Here is a 20152-nt window from a genome sequence, read left to right as displayed (position 1 = left end):
TTTTATGACGGAGGTTGCGAGTTTGAATCGGCTTGAAACGCTTTACGACGAAAAGGGCAACGAAACGCCTGGTGGGCGCGATCGATATTGTCGATCAATCCGCGTAAAAGCGATTGGGTTTGAAAATAATCTGGGCTAGTGTCGTGCAGAAAAAATGCAAAACTGCCCAGGTACGCGCTGGTCACGGCCACCTCGTCTGCCACGCGTCGAAAGCCAGAGAAATTGCGTTCCGCGACGACCAAAAACCACTGCACTGTCCGGCTGATGCGTGTGATCCCGTGCGCTTGCAAATGAAAATGCCCTGGCTCTAACTTATACGCCAGCACTTCACGAACAATAGAGCGATAGGGTGAAAGACTTTTAAACCAATGCATAATGCATTCAACCAGCTTTTGCTGCGGTGTGAGTGCTTGGTATTCTGGATTTGAACAAAGATTTAACATCGCTTCGTCGGCGCGGTTAAAAAGTGCTTCAGCGATATCATCTTTGGAGCGAAATCTCTGTTTTATTTCTGCGAGCGATGTGTTTAACTCGTCTGCGAGAGCTAACAAACTGAAGGACTCCCAGGAGCTTTTGCTGGCAAGTTCTAAGGCTTTGTCGAGGACCAATTGTAAGTTAAGCACGGCATTGAGTTAGAGACTAAGACGTTTTTCTAGTATAGATGAGTAGGCTCCGAATTTTTTATACATACCTATTTATGTACAATGAAATGTGACCAACATATCGTATCTCTTTGAGAAAAACACAACCTGAGTGTTATGAATTTATGGTGCAAAAGCGATACGCGAAACAAAAGTCGCTTATCTTTCGTTTTAACTATTTTCTTTTAAATCAATTGACTACGAAACTTTTCCCTTTTTTTCCCGCAGAATTGGATTCTTTGTTCACGTTTTCAAGGTATGTTTGAGCAGTCATTCATTATGTGTGGGGATTGTTTATGTTCAGTACAAGTCAACTCAAAATGAGAACTTTGAAGCGATTGACCGTAACCGGGTTTTTATCCGGTTTTTCAATGCTCGTTGGTGCACATGAGGAGCCCTTGGACTCCGGTTGGTGTCAGGGAGGTACCATCACCATTCTTGGACACTTTAACTTTAACAAGCCGCTATTAGCGAAGTTTAAAGGTGAAGAAAATCCGGTGTGTAATCAATTGAAAAGTTGTGGGCAATTCGATGACGATGATTATCGAGCCGCGGTTCGAACGGCGCATGGTTTGTGTTTGTCATTCAGTGAAGCGGAACTGGCTTACAAAAATAATGGTGATCATTTAACCGTGCGTCCGATTTTTCACGCACCCGCCACTGTGAAAAACAGCGAAGTGAATCATCATGATTTGTACTCGGTTGACCAGGGGCTTGAGTTTTCCTGCGGACTTTGCACCATGCCTAAGCCTACACTGGAAGTGGAGCAAGAACAGCGAGCCACAGAGAGGTAAGCTTTTTCTATATTAAGGCTTCTGCACGAACGTGTTGCAGTACCGTTTCCAGTTTGTGTTCCAATGCCCGCTTGATGGCACTGTCCAGCGAGCACTCGGCCAATACAAAGTGAGCGGTTCTTACCACTTCGCGCCAGCGAGGTTTTTTGGGAAGTGATTTCAATGCTAGGTACTTGTCCAGTGAGCGAGTTCGTAGCCGTCCATCGTCGATGGAGACACGCCAAATCCCACTTTTTTCGGCCAGTTCAATGCGTGAAGACTGTGTGGCTTGCTCCCAGGCTTGCAAACTGACCAGCATGAGGTCCACTAATAACTGGTGAAAGCTGGCAGTGGGTAAAACGGCGTTCAGAGTTGCTGACTGAGGTGTGAATGCCGGATCGCTGATCACCAGCAGTGTCAGAGGTTCTTCGCGTTGAATAAAAGAAACCGTAAGATCGTACTGGAACTCGTTTTGCCCCCAATGCAAAGTAATTTGCTTCAGGTAGGTGGGTTCTGTGGTTTCGTCACTTTGCCAAAGTTGCCAAAAATTTTGGTTTTGCTGAGGGATGAGTTCGGACAATGTCACTTGGTTAAAGTCTTGCTCTGTTGATGAAAAAAGTTGTAAACAGGCTTTGTTCGCAAACAAAATATGCTGGCGATTGTTAAAGATTAGAATGGCTTGATTGAACTGACCGAAAGCAGCCTTTAACGAGTCATAGCTGGCACCCAGCTTTTCAAACTGTCGTTTATGAAATTCGCTTTCTTGCTTTAACGCTTGCTTTAATTGTTGACGCTTACGCCATAACCAAATGCTTAAGCTGCCCGTGAGTCCGAGTAACAGTGTGCCTAATAAAAACCACAGCACGAATTGGTTTTGCTTGTTTTTCAATTGCAGTTGTTTAATTTGATTCGAATGGTTTAAGAGCTCAATGGTTTTCTGCTGCTGTTCGTATTCGAACAGCGCACGCTGCTGCGCCAGTGAACCTGCAAACGACTTTTGGTGTGTTGTCAGTTGAGCTTCAGACAATTCCTGTTGGTAGAACAGAGCTTTTTTCCATTGTTTGAATCTTTTTGCGTTATCAACCAAAGCCTGCAACAGTTCAAGCCGATTGGCTTCATTGTTGTTGGCGTTGGCCAGCTCCAATCCCGACAGTAGTAAGGCGTCCGCTTGCTGAAACTTTCCTTGCAAACTTAACAAGCGTCCCGATTGTAACTTAAGGGCAATGGACTGATCCGATTGTCCTAGTATTAACTCTTGTTGTTCGGCTTGCGTTAAATATCGTTGTGCTAGTTCTAAATTATTTTGTAATAACGACGCTCGTGTTAACAAAATTAAAATGCGTAACACGCTATGTTGTTGATTTTGACTCTGAAAATAATGCAGCGATTGTTGAAACACTTTGATGGCTTGCTCTGTATTTTTCTGTTCTAAATAAATGACCCCTAAGTTCTCTTGGGTGTGTGCGAGGCCGCGAATATTATTTTCTTGAGCGTAAAGCTCAATGGTTCGCTCGTAATAGCTGCGCGCCTGTGTCCAGTCGCTTAATTTTCGATACACATTGCCAATGTTATTGAGCGTAACAGCGATGCCTTTGTTATCTTGCAATCGCTCTTTTAATGCTAGACTTTCGCGATAAGCCTCGATCGCTTCGGCGTATCGCATCATCGCCAGATTCGCTGTGCCGACATCAGACAGGGATTTGGCCAAGTGTAAACTCAATTCAAAGGTTCGAGCGGAACGCACCGCCTGTTGAAAAATGGTGAGTGCATTCGCTAACTCGCCTTGTCGGTAATGCAAAATACCTTGTCTGCGCAATTTTTGGATGTACAAAGTGGGGGTGAGTTGTGAGGCACTCAGAGGTTGCAGGTGAGTTAACCATTCAGATGCTTTGTGAAACTCGCCTTGGTGCGTAAAAAGCTCGACCAACTTTAAAATGATTTCAACATGAAGTGAGTTAACGGGATCGGTTAATGGCCATGCATTGAGTCGTTCCAGCTCTTGTTGGCAAGCATCAATACGCGAGTCGATCGGTTGGGCGTGATCAAAGCAGGGCATCGCTTGTTTGGCTATGAGAGGAAGCTGGGTAGTGGATAGAAAAAAAGCAAGCAACAGCCAATGCGCTAATTTCATTCAGAAATCATTTGTTGTGGACGTAGTGCGGCTTACCTTACTTCGATAAATTTAGCATTTCAATGAAAAAATAAGAGAGCGAGTATGATTGAGATTCGTGAGGAAAGCGAAACGTTAAGAAGCTTTGGGCAAAGACCCTTGCCCAAAGCTAAGACGATTACCTGCGTTCTTCTTCGTTGAAATCAGCGTCTTCATCCGGATCGGTAATCGGTTGCTGCCACCAACGGGGCATGGCTTCTAGCCCTTTTACCGGATCGAAACTGATGCCGCCCGAATCATCGCCATTTTCCAGTTTAGCAATTTCATGATGAACGGTTAATGGTGGTATTGTGTAGCACTTTTTCAGCTTAAACTTTACACCTTGGCTGGTGTAGTAATATCCAGGCCCAACCATGTTGGTATAGGTATAAGGTGCGTAGGCTTGAACTTGCACTTGGCCAGAGCCGGGCACGGAATAGCCTCCAAACCCACCGCCACCACCAGCAAAGGTGCTCGCGTAATTGTGAGTGGCGGTAAACGTTGTATACACCTCAGGGTCGCTCACTCCCGATGGAATCGTACCACTAAAGTTGGCCATAATTTGGGCTTGGCTCCAGCTGACGTCGGCAATTTCAACAATGGTTCCACGATGGCACCAAGGCACGGCGTGCACCGCACCGGTTAGTAGGGCTGTACCCAAAGCTAAAGCTATCGTTTTGCGATTCATAGTTACTCCTTTTCATCAGTGTTTAATGACTTGCTTGCTGGCGCTTCATCTGTGAGTTATGCCTCGCCATTGATATCTAGCCTACAAACTTCCTTTTCTACGCCCAATCAAAACACCGGACAAAAGCGGGAAGGTTCAACTTTTCCCGGTTTTTACCCGACCAAGTAGCGGTGGTAAGCGCTTGAATGGCTTGACTCGAAAGTTCGTTAGGATTACAGTAATTTCTGTACTGACAGAAATTACTGAATTAATTGATATTGCCTATGAACATGACACCGGTCGTTCAAAAGTACATTCTTCACTGGGGTGAAATGGGAGCTCGTTGGGGGGTGAATCGCACGGTGGCTCAAATTCATGCACTGCTATATCTTTCACCGAGCCCGATGACTGCAGAAGCGATTGTGGAGTTGTTATCGGTAGCGCGCTCAAACGTCAGCACGAGTATCCGAGAATTGCAAAGTTGGGGATTGGTTATCGTTGAACCTGTTTTAGGGGACCGCCGCGATTATTTTACGGTTAAAGGCGATACGTGGGAAATGCTGATGACCATTATGGAAGAGCGTAAGCGTCGGGAAATTGAACCCACATTAACGTTATTGAGGCAGTGTGTTCTTGAGATGGACCACGATCAGCAAACACCACAAACTGTCAAAGAAAAAATCAACGATATGCTGACGTTTGTTTCAACCATGGCCGACTGGTTTGATCAGGTGAAAGCGTTACCAAAGTCGACGTTGTTTAAGATTATGAAAATGGGCGCCGCAATCACTCGATTCATTCCAAGTAAAAAGTAGACGTAAAAATTTTATTGGACGATAGGTTATGACTGACGTTACTGAAAAAAAGACAGCCGATGGCATGTTAATTCTATACGATGGAAAGTGTCCCATTTGTTTACACTTCGCCTGTTCATTGGACCTTTGTAAAGCAGAATCTCAACAAGAGTTTAAGATGATTGATGCCAGAGAAAACAAAGTATTGGTGGTCGATGGTGCAGCGAGAGGATTTGATATTGATAAGGGCATGATCGTTTATTTGCAGGACCGAGTGCTGTATGGATATCAGGCTTTGCATTACGTCGCCAATCATTTACCTGCAAAGGGCATTATGGGTGTTATGAATCGCTTTTTGTTTCGATATGAAATCATGGCCAAAATCAGTTATCCGATTTTGGTAGCGATACGAAAAGGGTTATTAAAGTTGAGAGGTACGCCTTTGATCTGGGATGAAAAGTTAAAGTAACAATAACTCCTAACCGTGGTGAACGATGAACAGTCAATGCCATTTAATCGAATATCATATGCAAGAGAGTTATCGCCAGCTGGCTCCTTTGCTGCAAAAAACACATAAGGGAAAGTCACGTTTAACGGGTACGGTTAAGGTGACGCAGGGTAATGGGCTAGCCCGATTAATCTGTAAGCTGTTTCGTTTTCCAAAGCCTAACGGTAAAGCGCGGTTAACCGTTGATTGTGAACATACAGCCGATACGATGATATGGAAACGCAATTTTGATGGTCATATGATGCAGTCGCGTTTTTATCGGCAAGGTGCCTTTTTGGTGGAAAAACTGGGTTTACTGTCTTTGTTTTTTAAAGCGGAAGAGAGAAAAGGTGAGTTGCATTATTGTTTTCAATACACTCGTTGGTTGGGTATTCCGCTTCCGAAAGTGTTAAGTCCGCGGATTAAAGCTTATGAAAAAGCCGATAATGGCGAGTATTGTTTTTTTGTGAGTGTGCGAATGGCTTACATTGGTAATGTGTTGTCTTACGGAGGACGTTTGACCGTTTCGAGTATCGTTTGAAAGCCAGCCCGAAATAGGGTTATAAACATGACTATGATTAATACTTATTCTAAATAGAAATAAATTTTATTACGACGATGTCGTTTGCTGATCAAAAGGCAAGGATAATAAGAATATAACGTTGTTTATTGAACCTCGAAAAATTTGACTTAAAATCTCTTGAAAAAAATCCAATGATCCCTATAAATTAATCGACTGGCAGCGAGCGCTGTTGGCTGCTGTCAGCGTCTCTTGTTTTTATTATGTATTGCTTCTAATGGAGGATATATTATGAACTCAATTGACTTAACCCCTCTGTATCGTAATTCTATTGGCTTTGACCGACTGGCCTCTCTTTTGGACAGTGCGTTCAGTTCTGACTCTGTCACTACGGGCTATCCACCGTACAATATCGAAATCCTCGAGGAAAATAGCTACGCGATAGACATTGCTGTTGCTGGATTTGACGAGGACGATTTAGATATTCAAGTGGAAAAAGGAGTGTTGACGGTTCGTGGTAAGAAAACGAATGAAGATAAGCGAAACTATCTTCACCATGGTATTGCAAACCGTACTTTCGAGCGAAAATTCAACTTGGATGATCACGTTGAAGTAACCGGAGCGCGAATGAAAAATGGTTTACTTACCATTAACTTGATTAAAGAAGTACCTGAAGCAATGAAGCCTCGAAAAATAGCCATCAATAACTCCAATGTGCTGCAGCATGACGCCAATAAATCCGCTGCGGAGCAGTCAGAAGTGAAAGATGGTAAGGCTGCATAAGGGTAACCATGGCTGATGCACTCAGCCATGGTTTTCTATCGTCTCTGTTTAATCGATGGAGGTCACTATGGATCTGAAAAAACTGAACCCTTGGAACTGGTTCAAGCACGAAGAGAGCGCTGCTCAAATTCCGGTAACTCATAAAGTCGAGCAGCCTCAAACCTATGGCGTTCGAAATTACGAACAACATCCGATGCTTCAATTGCACCGTGAAATTGATCGTATATTTGACGACATTTGGCAACGATTGGGAACACCCGGAAATCGCCTTAGTCCTATGAATTTACTTGGAGAACAGGCTCACTTTTTACCCAGTATCGATGTGAGTGGCAGTGAGCATCAATACGAAATAAAGTTGGATGTACCTGGATTTTCCGAGTCGGATTTAACGGTTGATGTGAGCGACGATGTACTGACCATTAAAGGCAATAAAGTAGAAAGTAATGAGTCGAAAGACACCCACTATTATCGTGTTGAGCGCAGCACTGGCAGCTTTCAACGAACACTCGCATTGCCAGAAGACGCTGTAGCCAGTGATATTCGTGCCACTTTAAAAGACGGTGTTTTAAAGTTGGATATTCCTCGGAGAGAAGGAGAAAAGAAAGACGTAAAACGAATTACCATTGAGCATCAATAAAACGTTATCCGCCCGGAAAGGAGCTCTGGGCGAATTATTTTTTATAAAGTTAGAGGAGTTGGCAATGAAGATGTTGAAAAAAATAATGTTTTTTTTCTTATTCGTACCTACGATTGGCGGCACCGCTCTGCCCAACGTGGATGCGATTGGTAAGCCGTTTCCCTCGTTAGCTCCTATGCTAAAAAAAGTGAATCCGGCAGTGGTCAATATTGCTACCTATTCCAGTGCGCAACATACTTACAACCCCTTATTAAACGACCCTTTTTTTCGACATTTTTTTAATTTGCCACAGCCTGATCAAAGGTCATTGCCAAAAAAACGTCAGCAAAGTGCTGGCTCCGGAGTCATTGTTAATGCTGAAAAAGGAATCGTTATTACCAACTATCATGTGATTAAAAATGCGGATGAAGTGCGCGTATCTCTGCTTGATGGTCGCAGTTTTCAGGCCAAGATAAAAGGAACGGATCCTGACCTCGATATTGCCGTTTTAACCATCGATGCCAAAAACTTAACAGACATCCCTTTGGCAAATTCCGATACGTTGGAAGTGGGTGACTTTGTTATCGCGATTGGTAATCCGTTTGGACTTGGACAAACGGTAACAACAGGCGTAGTGAGTGCGTTGGGCCGAACCGGTTTAGGATTGGAAGGGTATGAAAACTTTATTCAAACGGATGCTTCGATTAATCCTGGAAACTCTGGCGGCGCACTGGTCAATTTAGGTGGAGAACTGGTCGGCATAAATACCGCTATCATTGCTCCAGCTGGCGGAAATGTTGGAATTGGTTTCGCCATTCCGGTCAACATGGCTAAGGCAAGTATGTTGCAAATTATTGAGCATGGAAAAGTGAATCGAGGGCAAATTGGTGTTTCAATCCAAGACATTACTCCAGAGTTACGCGATGCGTTTGAGTTGAGTAATGGACAACAAGGTGTCTTGATTGCAGAAGTTGTGAAAGGAAGTCCTTCTGAAAAAGCGGGCTTGAAAGCAGGAGATGTCATTTTATCGGTGGATGATGTACCGATGCAATCGACAGGACAGTTGCGCAGTCATATTGGAATGAAAGCCATTGGAGACACAATTTCCGTTCGAGTTTTACGTAATGGAAGTACTCGAAATATAAAGGTTAAGGTGGGTGAACCACAACACATCAATCGCTCTTTGGGTGAAATTCATCCTTTACTGCGAGGCGTTCAATTAGAAAATAATTCGGAAGGGGAGGGTGTGCGAGTGGTTTCTGTTGCGCCCAATTCGTCCGCTGCCTATGCAGGGTTAAGAGCAGGCGATATTGTGTTAGGGGTCAACCGACAGAGTGTGAAAGTGTTAAATGACTTACAGCGCAACATCGACGCCAATTCAAATTCCATTTTATTGCGCATAAATCGTAATGGTGCGTCGTTGTATTTGGTGATTCGATAACTTTAGGAGACCATTATGTCTTTAGAACGTAAAGTTAAGTGGTTAACCATCGCGTTAGCACTAAGCCTGGGTGGTCTGACGGTACTCAGTTATTACACTTGGCAAATCAATCACGAATTTAAACAACAAAAATCAAAGTTGAATACGTCAACCGAGTCGTTAATTTCTTCTCTGTCGAATGATTGGGATTCTTGGAATCATGCTTGGGATCCGGCTGAGCATTTCGCCGGAATACAAAAGCAAATGGATGAATTGATGCAGTCGATGTCTCTTAACCGGACTTTTTCCAGTCGCCAAGGTTTAGGGGGCTCTCATATGGGGCCAAAAGTGACCCGGCAAGATAAGGGCGATCACTTTGAAGTTCGCGTTGAAGTGCCGCAGGGACAAGAAATTGAATTGAACACAGAAATCACTGACAACCGGTTAACCATTTCTGGCAGCGTGAAATTCGATACACAGGATACTATGAGTTCGGGTTTTTCTAGACGAACCCAAGTCAGTCGTTTTTCACAGTCGGTTCATTTTCCGGAAGCGGTAGACGAAGCCAGAATGACCGTTGAACAAAAAGACGAATACTATTTAATACTCGTTCCGAAACAATAGGGCTTGTATCCGAACTCAAGATGCAGGATTGCGAGTAAGGTCATCCCATAAAATATAAATCGCCAGAGCGACCGGTGGCGTAAATAAGTGGGTATCTCCAGCACTCACAATTCCAATATCTGGCAGAGTCAGCAAGCTGGACAACTTTTTAAGGAAGCTTGGTTTTTTCTGGAGAGAAGGTTGTTTTAAGGTGACAATTTTAGCTTTCGGTGTTTGACCTTCAAAAAACGTCCACTCTCGAGGGTTTGTTCCCATAATACGATCGGGAATAGACTCTCTGGGATCGCCTAATTGGTACAGCTCATTGCCATCGGGTGACTCAATAGAAAATAAACCACGAGAAAAAAGATGGGTGAAACTTTTTAAAAACTTGGGGTTCAGTCGATGGATGAGCTCTCCAGTAGGATTAAGTATTTGCCAATGACTGGGCATCAACACTCGGTTGGGCTGCAATGTCCAAGATTGACGTTCAGAGTCGGTTATTTCGATCTTTTTACCGACACCATGGCCGCAAATATGGCTGCTTGCTAGGGTGTCGGAAGCATTAACTTCGGTGACTTGAAGTGTGTATTGATATCGTTTTAAAGATAAACCTTTCAACGTTTTCTTTTGAATCTTTAATGTAGGTAAATTTAAAGAAGTGCTCATGCTCAATTATCCTCGGGCATTATAGGCATTGGGTTGATATTCAATGCCTATGATGTTCGTCTTTCTGGCGATACATTCGCTGATCGGCTTTAAGTAGCAAACTTTTTATGTCCTTACCGTCCTCGGGAAAGAGAGCAATACCAATACTCGCATTAACGGTTATGCTTTCGTTTTCGTATAAAACCGGCTTAGAAATGCTCGCAGATAATTTTTCAACCAAATGATTGACCGCATTTCGATCACTGATGTTTTTTAAAATAATAATAAATTCATCACCGGCTAATCGTCCAACGATATCATTATCGCGAATGTTATTCTTCATGCGTTGAGCGGTTTGTTGTAACACAATATCTCCAATTGAGTGGCCAAAATGATCGTTAATAAACTTAAAATTGTCTACGTCGATGAAAAGCAATGCCATTTCAGATTGCTCTCGCCTGGCATCAGCCAAAGCTTGTTCGGTGAGCATGGTAAGAGAGGTTCGGTTTGGTATGTTGGTTAGCGCATCGATATGCGCGGCGCGTTCAAGCTGTTCTTCATTGTGTTTTTGCTGTGTAATGTCGCGCGCGATACAAATAATGCGATCGTATTTGGTCGATGTAGAGGCAAAAGGCGTATTAACCCATTCGCATAAAAGCTCTGATTGATCTTTGCGAATGTTTATGTTTTGCGAAGTCACGAGTTTATTACCTCGGTGTGTTTCCGTCAGTATGTTTTGAATACGCTCGTGGTCTTCCGGTTTTACAATCAGCTTTAGCAGTGAACAACCGACAGCCTCGTCTTCACGCCATAAAAAAGTTTTGCTTGCTTGTTTATTCCAGCTTGTCACTAAGCCACTTTGATCGAGCACTATCATGCTAACCGGGGAATTTAGAAAAATGGTCCTCAGTTGCTTGCGACTCGTATGGATGCGCTTGAAAAGATGAGCAAAAACGACTCCGAGCGTTAAAATTGTAAAGAGAGCGATGAGCGAATAGTTAAAAAACTGGCGTAATCTTTCGTATTGCTTCTTGTTTTCGTGATCGTACAGTAAGGGTTCGACTTGAAAATCCTTCGGTAAAAGGCCAATTTGTTGATAGGTGTCTGCAATATGCTGCCAACGGCCAGGGAGCATATGGCCAGGCTCAACCAATTCGGGAACCATTAAATCTTTCATCACCGAGGCTTCGTAAAGTAAATGAGCTCTGCTTTTTCGTTGTGAATATTTATTTAAAATAAGATCGACCATTTGCTCTGGGTGTTGCATGGCGTATCGCCAACCGTCAACCGTTGCTTCATAGAACGCGCGAACAAGCTTTGGGCGTTCGTTTATGATTTTCTCTAAGGTAAAAAAATTGTCGCCATAGAAATCAATGCCTGCCGCTCGTGGCGAAAATAAATGATAATGCAATTCCTGTTGTATCAATTCGTAGAGCTCATCGGTTCGATAAATCGACATGGCGTCGATTTTGTTACCCGTTAACTCACTAAGCTGGTGAGAGTGCGGGAGTAAGTGAAATGTATTGCGACTCATGCCTTCTTGCTTGAGGTAGGCAAATAACTCCGCTGAATTGGGTTCTATCATGATTTTTCGACCGATAAGATCGTGAACATGATTAATTCCAGAGCGTTTCAGGACCGCCAGGTTGAGAGCCGAGTGCTGCATGACAACGCCTAGAACGACAACAGGTTCGCCTTTAAAGCGGTTAAGGATCAGTTCGCTGGTGCCGACCCCAAAATCTGCCGCCCCTTTTAGCACTTCGTTAATAGGATCCATTCCTGGGAGACCTTCAATCAGTGTGACGCTCAATCCCTTTTGTTGATAATAGCCTTGTTCAATTGCGGCATAATAGCCTGCGAACTGAAACTGGTGTTGCCATTTGAGTTGCAACTTGATGGGCTCTAGGGCAAAGTTGCTTGTGCTTGCTAAAACAGAAATTACCAAGCCAGAAAAGATGGCGGATATTTTACGATTTGCTCTAACCCGATTTTTCAATACCCTCATATCGAGTAGACGCTTTTCATTGGCGGATATCGGTGAACAAAGTCATACGGTTGAGTTAACTCCTTCGAAACAGTTAGCCATGCTTACTTTCAATGGGTAGTGGAGAAAGCGGTAAGTGCTCCATCTCTTTAAGAACCATCGGATTTTTAGCGTTCAGTAGTAGCAATGTAATCGCGATAAATAGGTGACTTTAAAGGCGTTGATTTGTTGTTTTGAATATAAATTTGCCTTTTCAAAATACTAGCAAATATCGTTAAGAATACCACTGCTTATAAACTCTTTAATAACTTGGAAGAAAATCAATAAGTTAGAGTGCTCTTTTAACAGTGAAACTTTGTTCAAAGTAGCGATGAGTTACCTTTTGACTGTGCGAAGATTCTTTAAAAAGTACCTAACTTGAACTTTACTAATGAGACGAGCGGTACAATGGAGAATCGTGGTTGCTCCCTTTTATAAAGTATTTGTCGATGATTGGCTCATTGACATTCATGCTCTTCCTTGGCAAAACAATTCACGCTGAAGAAAACAAAAATACGGTCGATGAACTTCTGTCTATGGATTTTGAGCAGCTTATGAAAATTCGTGTGAGTACAGCGTCGCGCATCAGCGAGCCTCAAGCGGAAGCACCCGCAACGGTCATTGTTTTGAGTGGTGAAGACATTCGACGTCGTGGGTACCATGAGTTGTCTGAAATTCTTAATGATTTGCCGGGAATGGATGTGATTCGACCTTTTGGGGACACTTGGTTTGTGAATTACATGCGAGGCTATCGATATACCATTGGTACGCCCTATTTGGTATTAATAGACGGTATTAAGCTGAACACTTTGTACTTTGCCATTACAACACCGATAGCTGCGTTGCCGATTACTCATGTGAAACGAATCGAAATTGTTTATGGTCCGGTTTCATCGGTGTATGGCGCTGATGCATCAATGGGGGTCATCAACATCATTACGGAGCAAAGCTGTCAAAATAATAGGGATTTTGACGGTGAATTGACGATTGGTAGCGAACAAACGAAGATAGCCGATTTTACTGCGTGTGCTCAAGACGACAATTTCGGTGTTCGAATTGCTTCGCGATACGAAGAAGGAGAGTTGGCGGAAAGAATCGAAGTACAAAGGAACTATTGGCTTTCTGATCAACATTACGCAAATCATGACTTATGGGGCCAATTAACGAACGAGCCCTTCATTAACTCAGGTCGCTTCGATTCACCGGTCAGCGCTCGTGCTATCGACTTTCGCTTATCTTACTCTGATTGGGTATTCGTAACTCAATACTCCTTGTTAGACAGTGGCTATGGAATGGTTTACCCGGGCGATCGTATACCAGCGAACTCGAGCTGGCCTCGCGAACAGTATGGTGCATACGTTCGTTATCAATCACAACTCAATGATCGACTGATTAGTACAACATTACTTCGGTATCAATTCGATGGTATCACCAATGATGCTTACGATACGGAAGGGTTTAACGTTCAAAACACCAGCAACCAAACACAAACCGTTGGTGGTATTGAACTTGAGCCAGGTGAAAGCGCGCGCATGATTCATTTGTCTTATTGGCAAACGCAAAACAAAGCTTGGTCGTTAAAACAAGATTTTGAATATGCTTCAGCGTCTTGGTCAATCGCGGGTGGTTTGGCGTATCAGTACAAAGATCTACAAAAGGCCTACGATTTACCGACGAGTGGTCCTATTGCGGTTGAATTCGTCGGAGTGGATGACCTGCCCGAGCGACCTTCACGCGTTTTTAATTATGATAACCGGAGTCGATGGCGTGACAAAAGCGGTTACATGCAAACGCGTTATCGCTTTGACGATGACAGTATCTTTAATGGAGGACTTCGTATAGACGGTAACTCGGAGTATGGCACCGAAGAAACCTTACGATTAGGCTATGTGAAGCCGATAGATAAATACCATTTTAAACTGCTTTATGGCGAAGCTTTCCAAGAGCCAACGCCGCGCAATCTTTATGGCGCTTGGGCAGGTTCCGGCAGCGATCCCGATTTACGCCCAGAACGATCGAACACTTATGAACTGCAAGTGAGCCACACTACGAAAACGAACACTCAATGGTTGAGTTTGTATCAAGTGAAAAGTCGAGATGTTGTTATTACGTTTGCCGGAGGTGCTCGAAACGTAGGGCGACGCGATGTTTTCGGGTTGGATTATCATTTTTCTACGCTGAAGCCTTGGTTAGGTTTTGTCAACGGTCATTTATGGTTGTATGCGTCGTTTTATTTGAGCGAAAAGGAAGATGTTTTTGATATGGTCAGTGGCGAAAAAATTGGGCGAATGCGGATAGGAGACCTTGCGCATCGAAAATTTTATTTAGGTTACAGTAACGATATTGCAGATAACTCAACATTAACAGTAATGAGCCGCTATATTAGTGCTCGTAAAACCGTTAATACGAACCCTATTTCTCGAATACCGGGATATTATGTGTTTGATGTTAACTGGTTACATCGCTTTGGTATTGATTCTAGCTTAACTTTGAGCTTAAAAGTTGAAAATCTGTTGAACCGAAAATATTTTCACCCAGGAACTCGCGAAGCTGATGCGGGTGATCCGTTTCAAAATTCCGCTTTGTTTAATGATATTGGGTTTTATGGAACGAGTGGACTAGAATGGCGTGGTAGCATGGGTTGGTATAATTCTCGATTGCCGCAACCGGGGCGACGTTTGCTTTTAACCCTTGGAAAGCGGTTTTAAAGTTTCTGTATTATATCGTTGGTAATATCAAGGTTTATTACAAATCATATTTTTCATTTTTTTCCAACAACGAACGACATTCCGACATATTTAAGGGTTTACTGATTAAAAAACCTTGAACAATGTCATCTCCTCGATGTTTTAGCAACGAATATTGATCATCGGTTTCAACGCCTTCTGCAACGACTTCGAGGTTTAAACTGTGCGCCATGGCGATTATTGCCGTAACAATGCTGTCGTCATCTTTATCGGAGGTGATGTCTTTTATGAATGATCGGTCAATCTTTAGTGTATTAATCGGAAACTTTTTCAAATAACTTAACGATGAATACCCAGTACCAAAATCATCCACCGATACAGCAATGCCTTTCTCTTTAATTTGTTGCAGTTTTGCTATTGTTTCTTCCGCATTTTCCATAACAACACTCTCCGTTAACTCGATTTCTAGGTATTTTGGATCGAGACCGGTTTCACTTAGTACCGCATCTATTTTTTGTATAAGCTCAGGATCCTTAAATTGTTTTGCTGAGTAATTCACCGCGACTTTTACTTTCGGCAGCCCTTGCTTGTGCCAATCTGCAAATATTCGACAAGCTTCGCGAAGGGTCCATTCACCTATGTCGATGATGAGCCCGGTTTCTTCCGCTAAAGGAATAAAATCATTGGGCGGGACAAGGCCGTTTACCGGGTGATTCCAACGTATAAGCGCCTCAAATCCTATGATTCGACCATCGGTAAGCGATACTTGTGGTTGGAAATAGAGCGTCAACTCGTTATTTTCAATGGCTTTAGCCAAGCTTTGCTCTAACCTTAATCGATTCAATGAGTGTTCGTTCATTGATTCATTAAAAAATACAAATCCCTGTCTACCCGATTGTTTAACGTGATACATGGCGACATCGGCGTGTTTTACCAAAGTTTCCGAGTCATTGCCGTCGTCGGGATAGAAAGAAATGCCGATACTCGGTGAAACGCTCACTTCTTGCTGTTCTAAGTTAACGGGAATGCTGACTTCTTGAACAATGCGACTTGCGATTTTAGAAACCACGTCTGAGCTGGATACTTGTTCAATAAGAAGGACAAATTCATCGCCACCAATTCGGGCGAGTTCTGAACCCAATGCTTTGTTGGTCGATACCATATCGGTAGAACGTACTGAGCGTTTCAGGCGTTCGCTGATCACTTTTAATAACGTATCGCCAGAAGAGTGCCCGAGCGTGTCGTTGATACGTTTAAATCTATCCAAGTCAATAAAAAATATCGCTAATTTATTTGAGTTTCTGGCAGCTAAGCGAATGGAACGATCCAACGACTCCATAAAAAAGGTTCGATTTGCAAGCCCTGTGAGGGGATCGTAGTAGGCCATTTGAAGCATTCTTTCTTCATTCTTCTTTCTTTGAGTAATGTCTTGAACTATGACGATGTAACAAGGTGGAATTTCCGCAGGGCTATAATGCATTCGTATTTCGACTGGGTAGGTACTTTTATCTTTTCGAACGAACTGTGTAAAAATAACGGATTCAGTTTTAATGTTGTTTTTGAGTAAACTTAATGCGTCCAGTAAATCACCAATTTGTTGATGATCCACAATGTCCAACATGGACAACTGATAAAGCTCCTCTTTGGTATAGCCGATATTGGTTAACGCAGAACGATTCGATTGTATAAACTGCTGATTCTGAGCATCGACGACGTAAATTTCGTGCTGTGAATTATCGAATACCTTTCCTAATCGAATATTAAGTTGCTCTGATTTTTTGCGCTCAGTAATGTCTCTTAAAAGTAGAATGCATTCTTGTCCTGTCAGTGGTGCCGTTCTTGACTCATAGATTGTAAACGCGTTATTTTGTATGAAAATAAGCTGATCGTTAATGACCTCTTTTTTTGCTAGGCAGTTTAATATATTGTTTTTTATTGCAGCGGTATTTTTACTGTCGGTAAGCTCATTCAGTTTGGCAGTGGTTGTCACTTTCTTTTCCCAAGGGTATTTGCTGGGTAAGGTTTGGTTAAATTCACTGACATTTCCTGCGCTGTCTATTTTACATAAATAGTCGGGTATCGCTTTTAATACAGCGCTTTGCTGATCGCTCTTTTTTTCTAAATCGGTAATCAGCTCATTGTATTTAAGCATAAAGCCAATTCGGTTGATAAGGACCGGCCAGTCAATGGGTTTGTTGATTAAATCTGTTGCGCCGCAGTCTAGTGCTTTTTTAATGGATGACTCGTCTGCGCCGGTGATGAGTAAAATAGGTGTAAACGAGGTTTCAGGAATTTCTCTCAGTTTTTTACACACCGTGAGGCCATCACAACCTGGCATGTTGATGTCGAGAATGATTACGTCAGGGTGAAATGTTTTTGAGCGATTCAGTGCTTTAATGCCATCTTCGACCAGTTCAAGTTGAAAGATTGAATTAGACATGTACTCTTTGAATAATACTCTTAATGAGTGGTCATCATCAGCAAAGAGTATGCGCTTCTTAGTGACTTGTGGTGATGAGGCTTTGTTCATTGTCTTGTTCCTTTAGAAAAGCTTGAAAAACTCGGCTGACTTTTTCAAACTGTTCTTTTAATAGCGAATAATACTCTTCAATTTTTTCGTAGTTATTCTGAGAGGAAAGCGTTTCAATATTTTGGCATAGATCACCCATAGTTTTTGCACCCAAATTGAAACTGTAAGACTTGAGTGAGTGTGCAGGCAGTCTGGATGCTTCATAATCTTTGCTGGCAATTGCGGTTTCAATACTGCTTATATATACAGGACCTTCTTTTAAGTAGATTAAAATTAGCTTGGCCAGTAGTTTGTTTGATTGATTGCTCATTTCATATAAGTTAGAGATCGTCTTTTCGTCTAAAATGCCTTTAGTTGTGGCTTCGAATAAACTTTGAGGCAGCGAACTCTCATTTTTAGGTTTTTCCTGTGAGTCCTCTACTTCCTTGTACGAGACACTTTCTGATAGCCACTTCGCAATCGTGGTTGATAGCTGCTTTTGGTTGAACGGCTTAGAAATATAATCATCCATACCGGCATTAATGCATTTATTTTTATCTTCTCTGGTTGCGTTGGCTGTAAGCGCAATCACGGGCATTTTAGGAAGCTCACCACTTTGTTGACGTTGCTTAATGATTCGTGTCGCCTCAAATCCATCCATAACGGGCATCTGACAATCCATAAAGATCAAATCAAAACGGTTGTTTTCGAGCAAACTGAGGCTTTCTGAACCATTATTTGCGATGGTAACCTGTAAGCCCATTTTTCCTAACATTTCAGTCGCCAACTCTTGATTTAATAAGGTATCTTCAACGAGAAGGACTTTTGCGTTAAAAGACTGCTGAGGCACTTGCTCTTCGATAACGTCATACTGTACCGGTTCATCGGATATTAATTTCACAAGTTGCGAGTAAAGGACGGGCCGCTCAATAATAAATACGTTTTGGTAAAGGTTCTCGATATCGCTGGAAACCACCTCGCTATCGACAGTTGTTATCAAGGACTTGGCCTTAAAAGACTCTAAACGAGAAAAGAGCGTACCCGACTGGTAGTACTCGGTAGTCATCACATTTTCCAAATTAATAAATATATAGCTGTTTTCTGTGGCCTCTTTCAAGGCATCGAACATATGATCGATCGCATTAAAGGTATGTTGAAAACCTTTGATGTGGTGAATGAAGGTTTCAAGCACTTGTCTATGCGCACTAGAAGGATCCATGATGTACCAATGCGTTTCTGGGAAGGTTTCGATGGACTTCTGTAGCTTGTGTTCAGGATGAAAACTTTTAAGTGGTATTTCAAACTGGAAGCTTGTTCCTTTGTTCAGTTCGCTTGTTAATGCAATATTGCCATTCATTAATGTGACCAGTTGTTGGCAAATGTTCAATCCTAAACCTGTTCCTCCGTATTTCCTTGTGGTGGAACTGTCTGCTTGCGTAAAGGCACTGAATATTTTTTCTTTAGCATCTTCGCTAATACCAATACCGGTATCGGTTACTCTAAATTGAACCTTATCTCCGGTAGCCGATGATTGAATCGATACGTCGAGGTGAATAGATCCTTCGTGGGTAAACTTTAGCGCGTTACCGAGTAAATTCACTAATATTTGCCGAATTCTCGACTCGTCGCCTAAATGCTCATAGGTAATGGGCCACGGGTAATGATAAGTAAACTCCAATTGTTTTTGATGAGCTTGTCGAGCAAATAAGTCAACCATGTTGTCGATCATTTCATTGAGTCGGAAACGTTCTTCAACTAAAGAGAATTTACCTGATTCTATTTTTGAAATATCGAGAATGTCGTTGATGATGCCTAAAAGTAAATCTCCTGAAGTTTGCGCAATGGTGAGGTAACGGCGTTGTTGTTCGGTCAATTGCGTACTGTTCAGTAGGTCGGCTATGCCGAGTACTCCGTTGAGAGGTGTTCTAATTTCATGGCTCATGGTGGCCAAAAATTCACTTTTTGCTTTGTTGGCTTCTTCTGCGGCTTCTTTGGCGGTAGTCATCTCATTTAATGCGTGAGTTAACTTGATATTGGCTGAGTGAAGTTCTTTCGTTCTTTGAGCCACTTGTTCCTCAAGCTCAACTTTATGTTGCTTGAGGGCATTGTCCTGACGACCTATTTGATCAATCATATTATTGAAGCCGTCAATCAATGTTCCAATTTCGTCGTTGCTGTTTCGAATCACTCGTATGGAGTAGTCTTTTTTATGGGATATTTCTTCTGTGGCTTTCGTTAACGTATCAATTGGTTTAGTAACAATTTTATGCAGAAATGAAACGGTGATATAGGCAATGGCCACCGAAGCAAAGAAAGATAGTACTACAACGAGGTATAAGCTTTTACGAACGTCGACCAGCGTATTAAGGGAGGATGTCAGCAACACATAGCCTATAAGCTCACTATCGAGTTCAATCGGGTAAGTGACGTACAGGTAGTGGTTAGTAAATAAAAATTGGGGGGTTGAGGTCAAATGCTTCTCGGTTGATATTTCTAAGTCAAATTTACGTTCTTGTTGTCGACTCAAAGAGTAGGATGCGAATGCAATTTTTGCGTTGTCATAAATGATGGCGTTGGTAATTTCCGGTAACGCTTTCAGTACAGAAAGCGATTCGTTAGCCGTTGTTTTGTTATCAAATAATAATGCAGCAGAACTGCTTACGCCGGTCGATTTTGCGAGCGCTGTTAAGTGATTGACGAGTAATGACTTAATGATTTTTTCTGACTCCAAGACGACAATGAAAGAAAAAAGCATCAAAGAAGTTGATGTTACTGTTAAACAGATCAGTATGATTTTATTTTTGATGGATAAGTTTTTTAGTAACGTCATAT

The 20152-nt window shown here is 42.5% G+C and carries 16 protein-coding genes; 9 read left to right on the top strand and 7 right to left on the bottom strand.

What is annotated here, in order from left to right:
- Positions 1-2: 2 nt before the first annotated feature.
- On the bottom strand, positions 3-551 hold the full coding sequence (locus tag ACTUJY_RS00170; RefSeq protein ID WP_463614006.1) for a hypothetical protein: 549 nt from the start codon (positions 549-551) through the stop codon (positions 3-5).
- Between the two features lie 410 nt (positions 552-961).
- Between ACTUJY_RS00170 and ACTUJY_RS00165 the strand changes: the two genes are divergently transcribed.
- Positions 962-1435 (top strand): hypothetical protein, encoded by a 474-nt coding sequence (locus tag ACTUJY_RS00165; RefSeq protein ID WP_463614005.1) that lies wholly within the window; start codon positions 962-964, stop codon positions 1433-1435.
- 7 nt (positions 1436-1442) lie between these two features.
- On the opposite strand, the gene ACTUJY_RS00160 is transcribed toward ACTUJY_RS00165, so the two are convergent.
- Positions 1443-3545 carry a tetratricopeptide repeat protein gene (locus ACTUJY_RS00160; RefSeq protein WP_463614004.1) on the bottom strand — a complete coding sequence of 701 codons (2103 nt, stop codon included), beginning with the start codon at positions 3543-3545 and terminating at the stop codon, positions 1443-1445.
- A gap of 157 nt (positions 3546-3702) precedes the next feature.
- Complete coding sequence (locus ACTUJY_RS00155; protein WP_463614003.1) at positions 3703-4251, bottom strand: hypothetical protein; 549 nt, start codon at positions 4249-4251, stop codon at positions 3703-3705.
- Positions 4252-4514: 263 nt separating this feature from the next.
- Here ACTUJY_RS00155 and ACTUJY_RS00150 point away from each other — a divergent pair, with 263 nt between their 5' ends.
- The 7 genes from ACTUJY_RS00150 (at position 4515) to ACTUJY_RS00120 (ending at position 9474) form a co-directional block, all read left to right on the top strand.
- Positions 4515-5045 carry a GbsR/MarR family transcriptional regulator gene (locus ACTUJY_RS00150; protein ID WP_463614002.1) on the top strand — a complete coding sequence of 177 codons (531 nt, stop codon included), beginning with the start codon at positions 4515-4517 and terminating at the stop codon, positions 5043-5045.
- A 28-nt stretch (positions 5046-5073) separates the two neighbouring features.
- The gene (locus tag ACTUJY_RS00145) at positions 5074-5493 is read left to right on the top strand and encodes a DCC1-like thiol-disulfide oxidoreductase family protein (protein WP_463614001.1); all 420 of its coding nucleotides are present in this window, start codon (positions 5074-5076) and stop codon (positions 5491-5493) included.
- A gap of 25 nt (positions 5494-5518) precedes the next feature.
- A complete protein-coding gene (locus ACTUJY_RS00140; protein ID WP_463614000.1) occupies positions 5519-6052 on the top strand; it encodes a DUF4166 domain-containing protein in 534 nt (177 codons plus the stop codon).
- A 270-nt stretch (positions 6053-6322) separates the two neighbouring features.
- Positions 6323-6814, top strand: coding sequence for an Hsp20 family protein (locus tag ACTUJY_RS00135; RefSeq protein WP_463613999.1), 492 nt, complete (start codon positions 6323-6325; stop codon positions 6812-6814).
- A 67-nt stretch (positions 6815-6881) separates the two neighbouring features.
- Positions 6882-7451: an Hsp20/alpha crystallin family protein gene (locus ACTUJY_RS00130; RefSeq protein ID WP_463613998.1), complete on the top strand. Its 570-nt coding sequence runs from the start codon at positions 6882-6884 to the stop codon at positions 7449-7451.
- A 64-nt stretch (positions 7452-7515) separates the two neighbouring features.
- A complete protein-coding gene (locus ACTUJY_RS00125) occupies positions 7516-8871 on the top strand; it encodes a DegQ family serine endoprotease (RefSeq protein WP_463613997.1) in 1356 nt (451 codons plus the stop codon).
- 15 nt (positions 8872-8886) lie between these two features.
- The gene (locus ACTUJY_RS00120; protein ID WP_463613996.1) at positions 8887-9474 is read left to right on the top strand and encodes an Hsp20/alpha crystallin family protein; all 588 of its coding nucleotides are present in this window, start codon (positions 8887-8889) and stop codon (positions 9472-9474) included.
- Between the two features lie 15 nt (positions 9475-9489).
- Here the strand turns inward: ACTUJY_RS00120 and ACTUJY_RS00115 are convergent, their stop codons facing one another.
- Both ACTUJY_RS00115 and ACTUJY_RS00110 read right to left on the bottom strand, forming a co-directional pair.
- On the bottom strand, positions 9490-10122 hold the full coding sequence (locus ACTUJY_RS00115; protein WP_463613995.1) for a hypothetical protein: 633 nt from the start codon (positions 10120-10122) through the stop codon (positions 9490-9492).
- 40 nt (positions 10123-10162) lie between these two features.
- On the bottom strand, positions 10163-12106 hold the full coding sequence (locus tag ACTUJY_RS00110; protein ID WP_463613994.1) for a diguanylate cyclase domain-containing protein: 1944 nt from the start codon (positions 12104-12106) through the stop codon (positions 10163-10165).
- 440 nt (positions 12107-12546) lie between these two features.
- Here ACTUJY_RS00110 and ACTUJY_RS00105 point away from each other — a divergent pair, with 440 nt between their 5' ends.
- A complete protein-coding gene (locus ACTUJY_RS00105; protein ID WP_463613993.1) occupies positions 12547-14832 on the top strand; it encodes a TonB-dependent receptor plug domain-containing protein in 2286 nt (761 codons plus the stop codon).
- A 37-nt stretch (positions 14833-14869) separates the two neighbouring features.
- On the opposite strand, the gene ACTUJY_RS00100 is transcribed toward ACTUJY_RS00105, so the two are convergent.
- Together ACTUJY_RS00100 and ACTUJY_RS00095 are read right to left on the bottom strand one after the other, a co-directional pair.
- Positions 14870-17341, bottom strand: a complete 2472-nt coding sequence (locus ACTUJY_RS00100) for an EAL domain-containing protein (RefSeq protein WP_463613992.1) — start codon at positions 17339-17341, stop codon at positions 14870-14872.
- A complete protein-coding gene (locus ACTUJY_RS00095) occupies positions 17310-20150 on the bottom strand; it encodes an ATP-binding protein (RefSeq protein ID WP_463613991.1) in 2841 nt (946 codons plus the stop codon). The genes ACTUJY_RS00100 and ACTUJY_RS00095 overlap by 32 nt, the downstream gene beginning before the upstream one ends.
- Positions 20151-20152 lie beyond the last annotated feature (2 nt).

The organism is Pleionea sp. WD8-19 (assembly GCF_055326765.1).
This window is presented reverse-complemented; position numbering and strand designations above follow the sequence as displayed.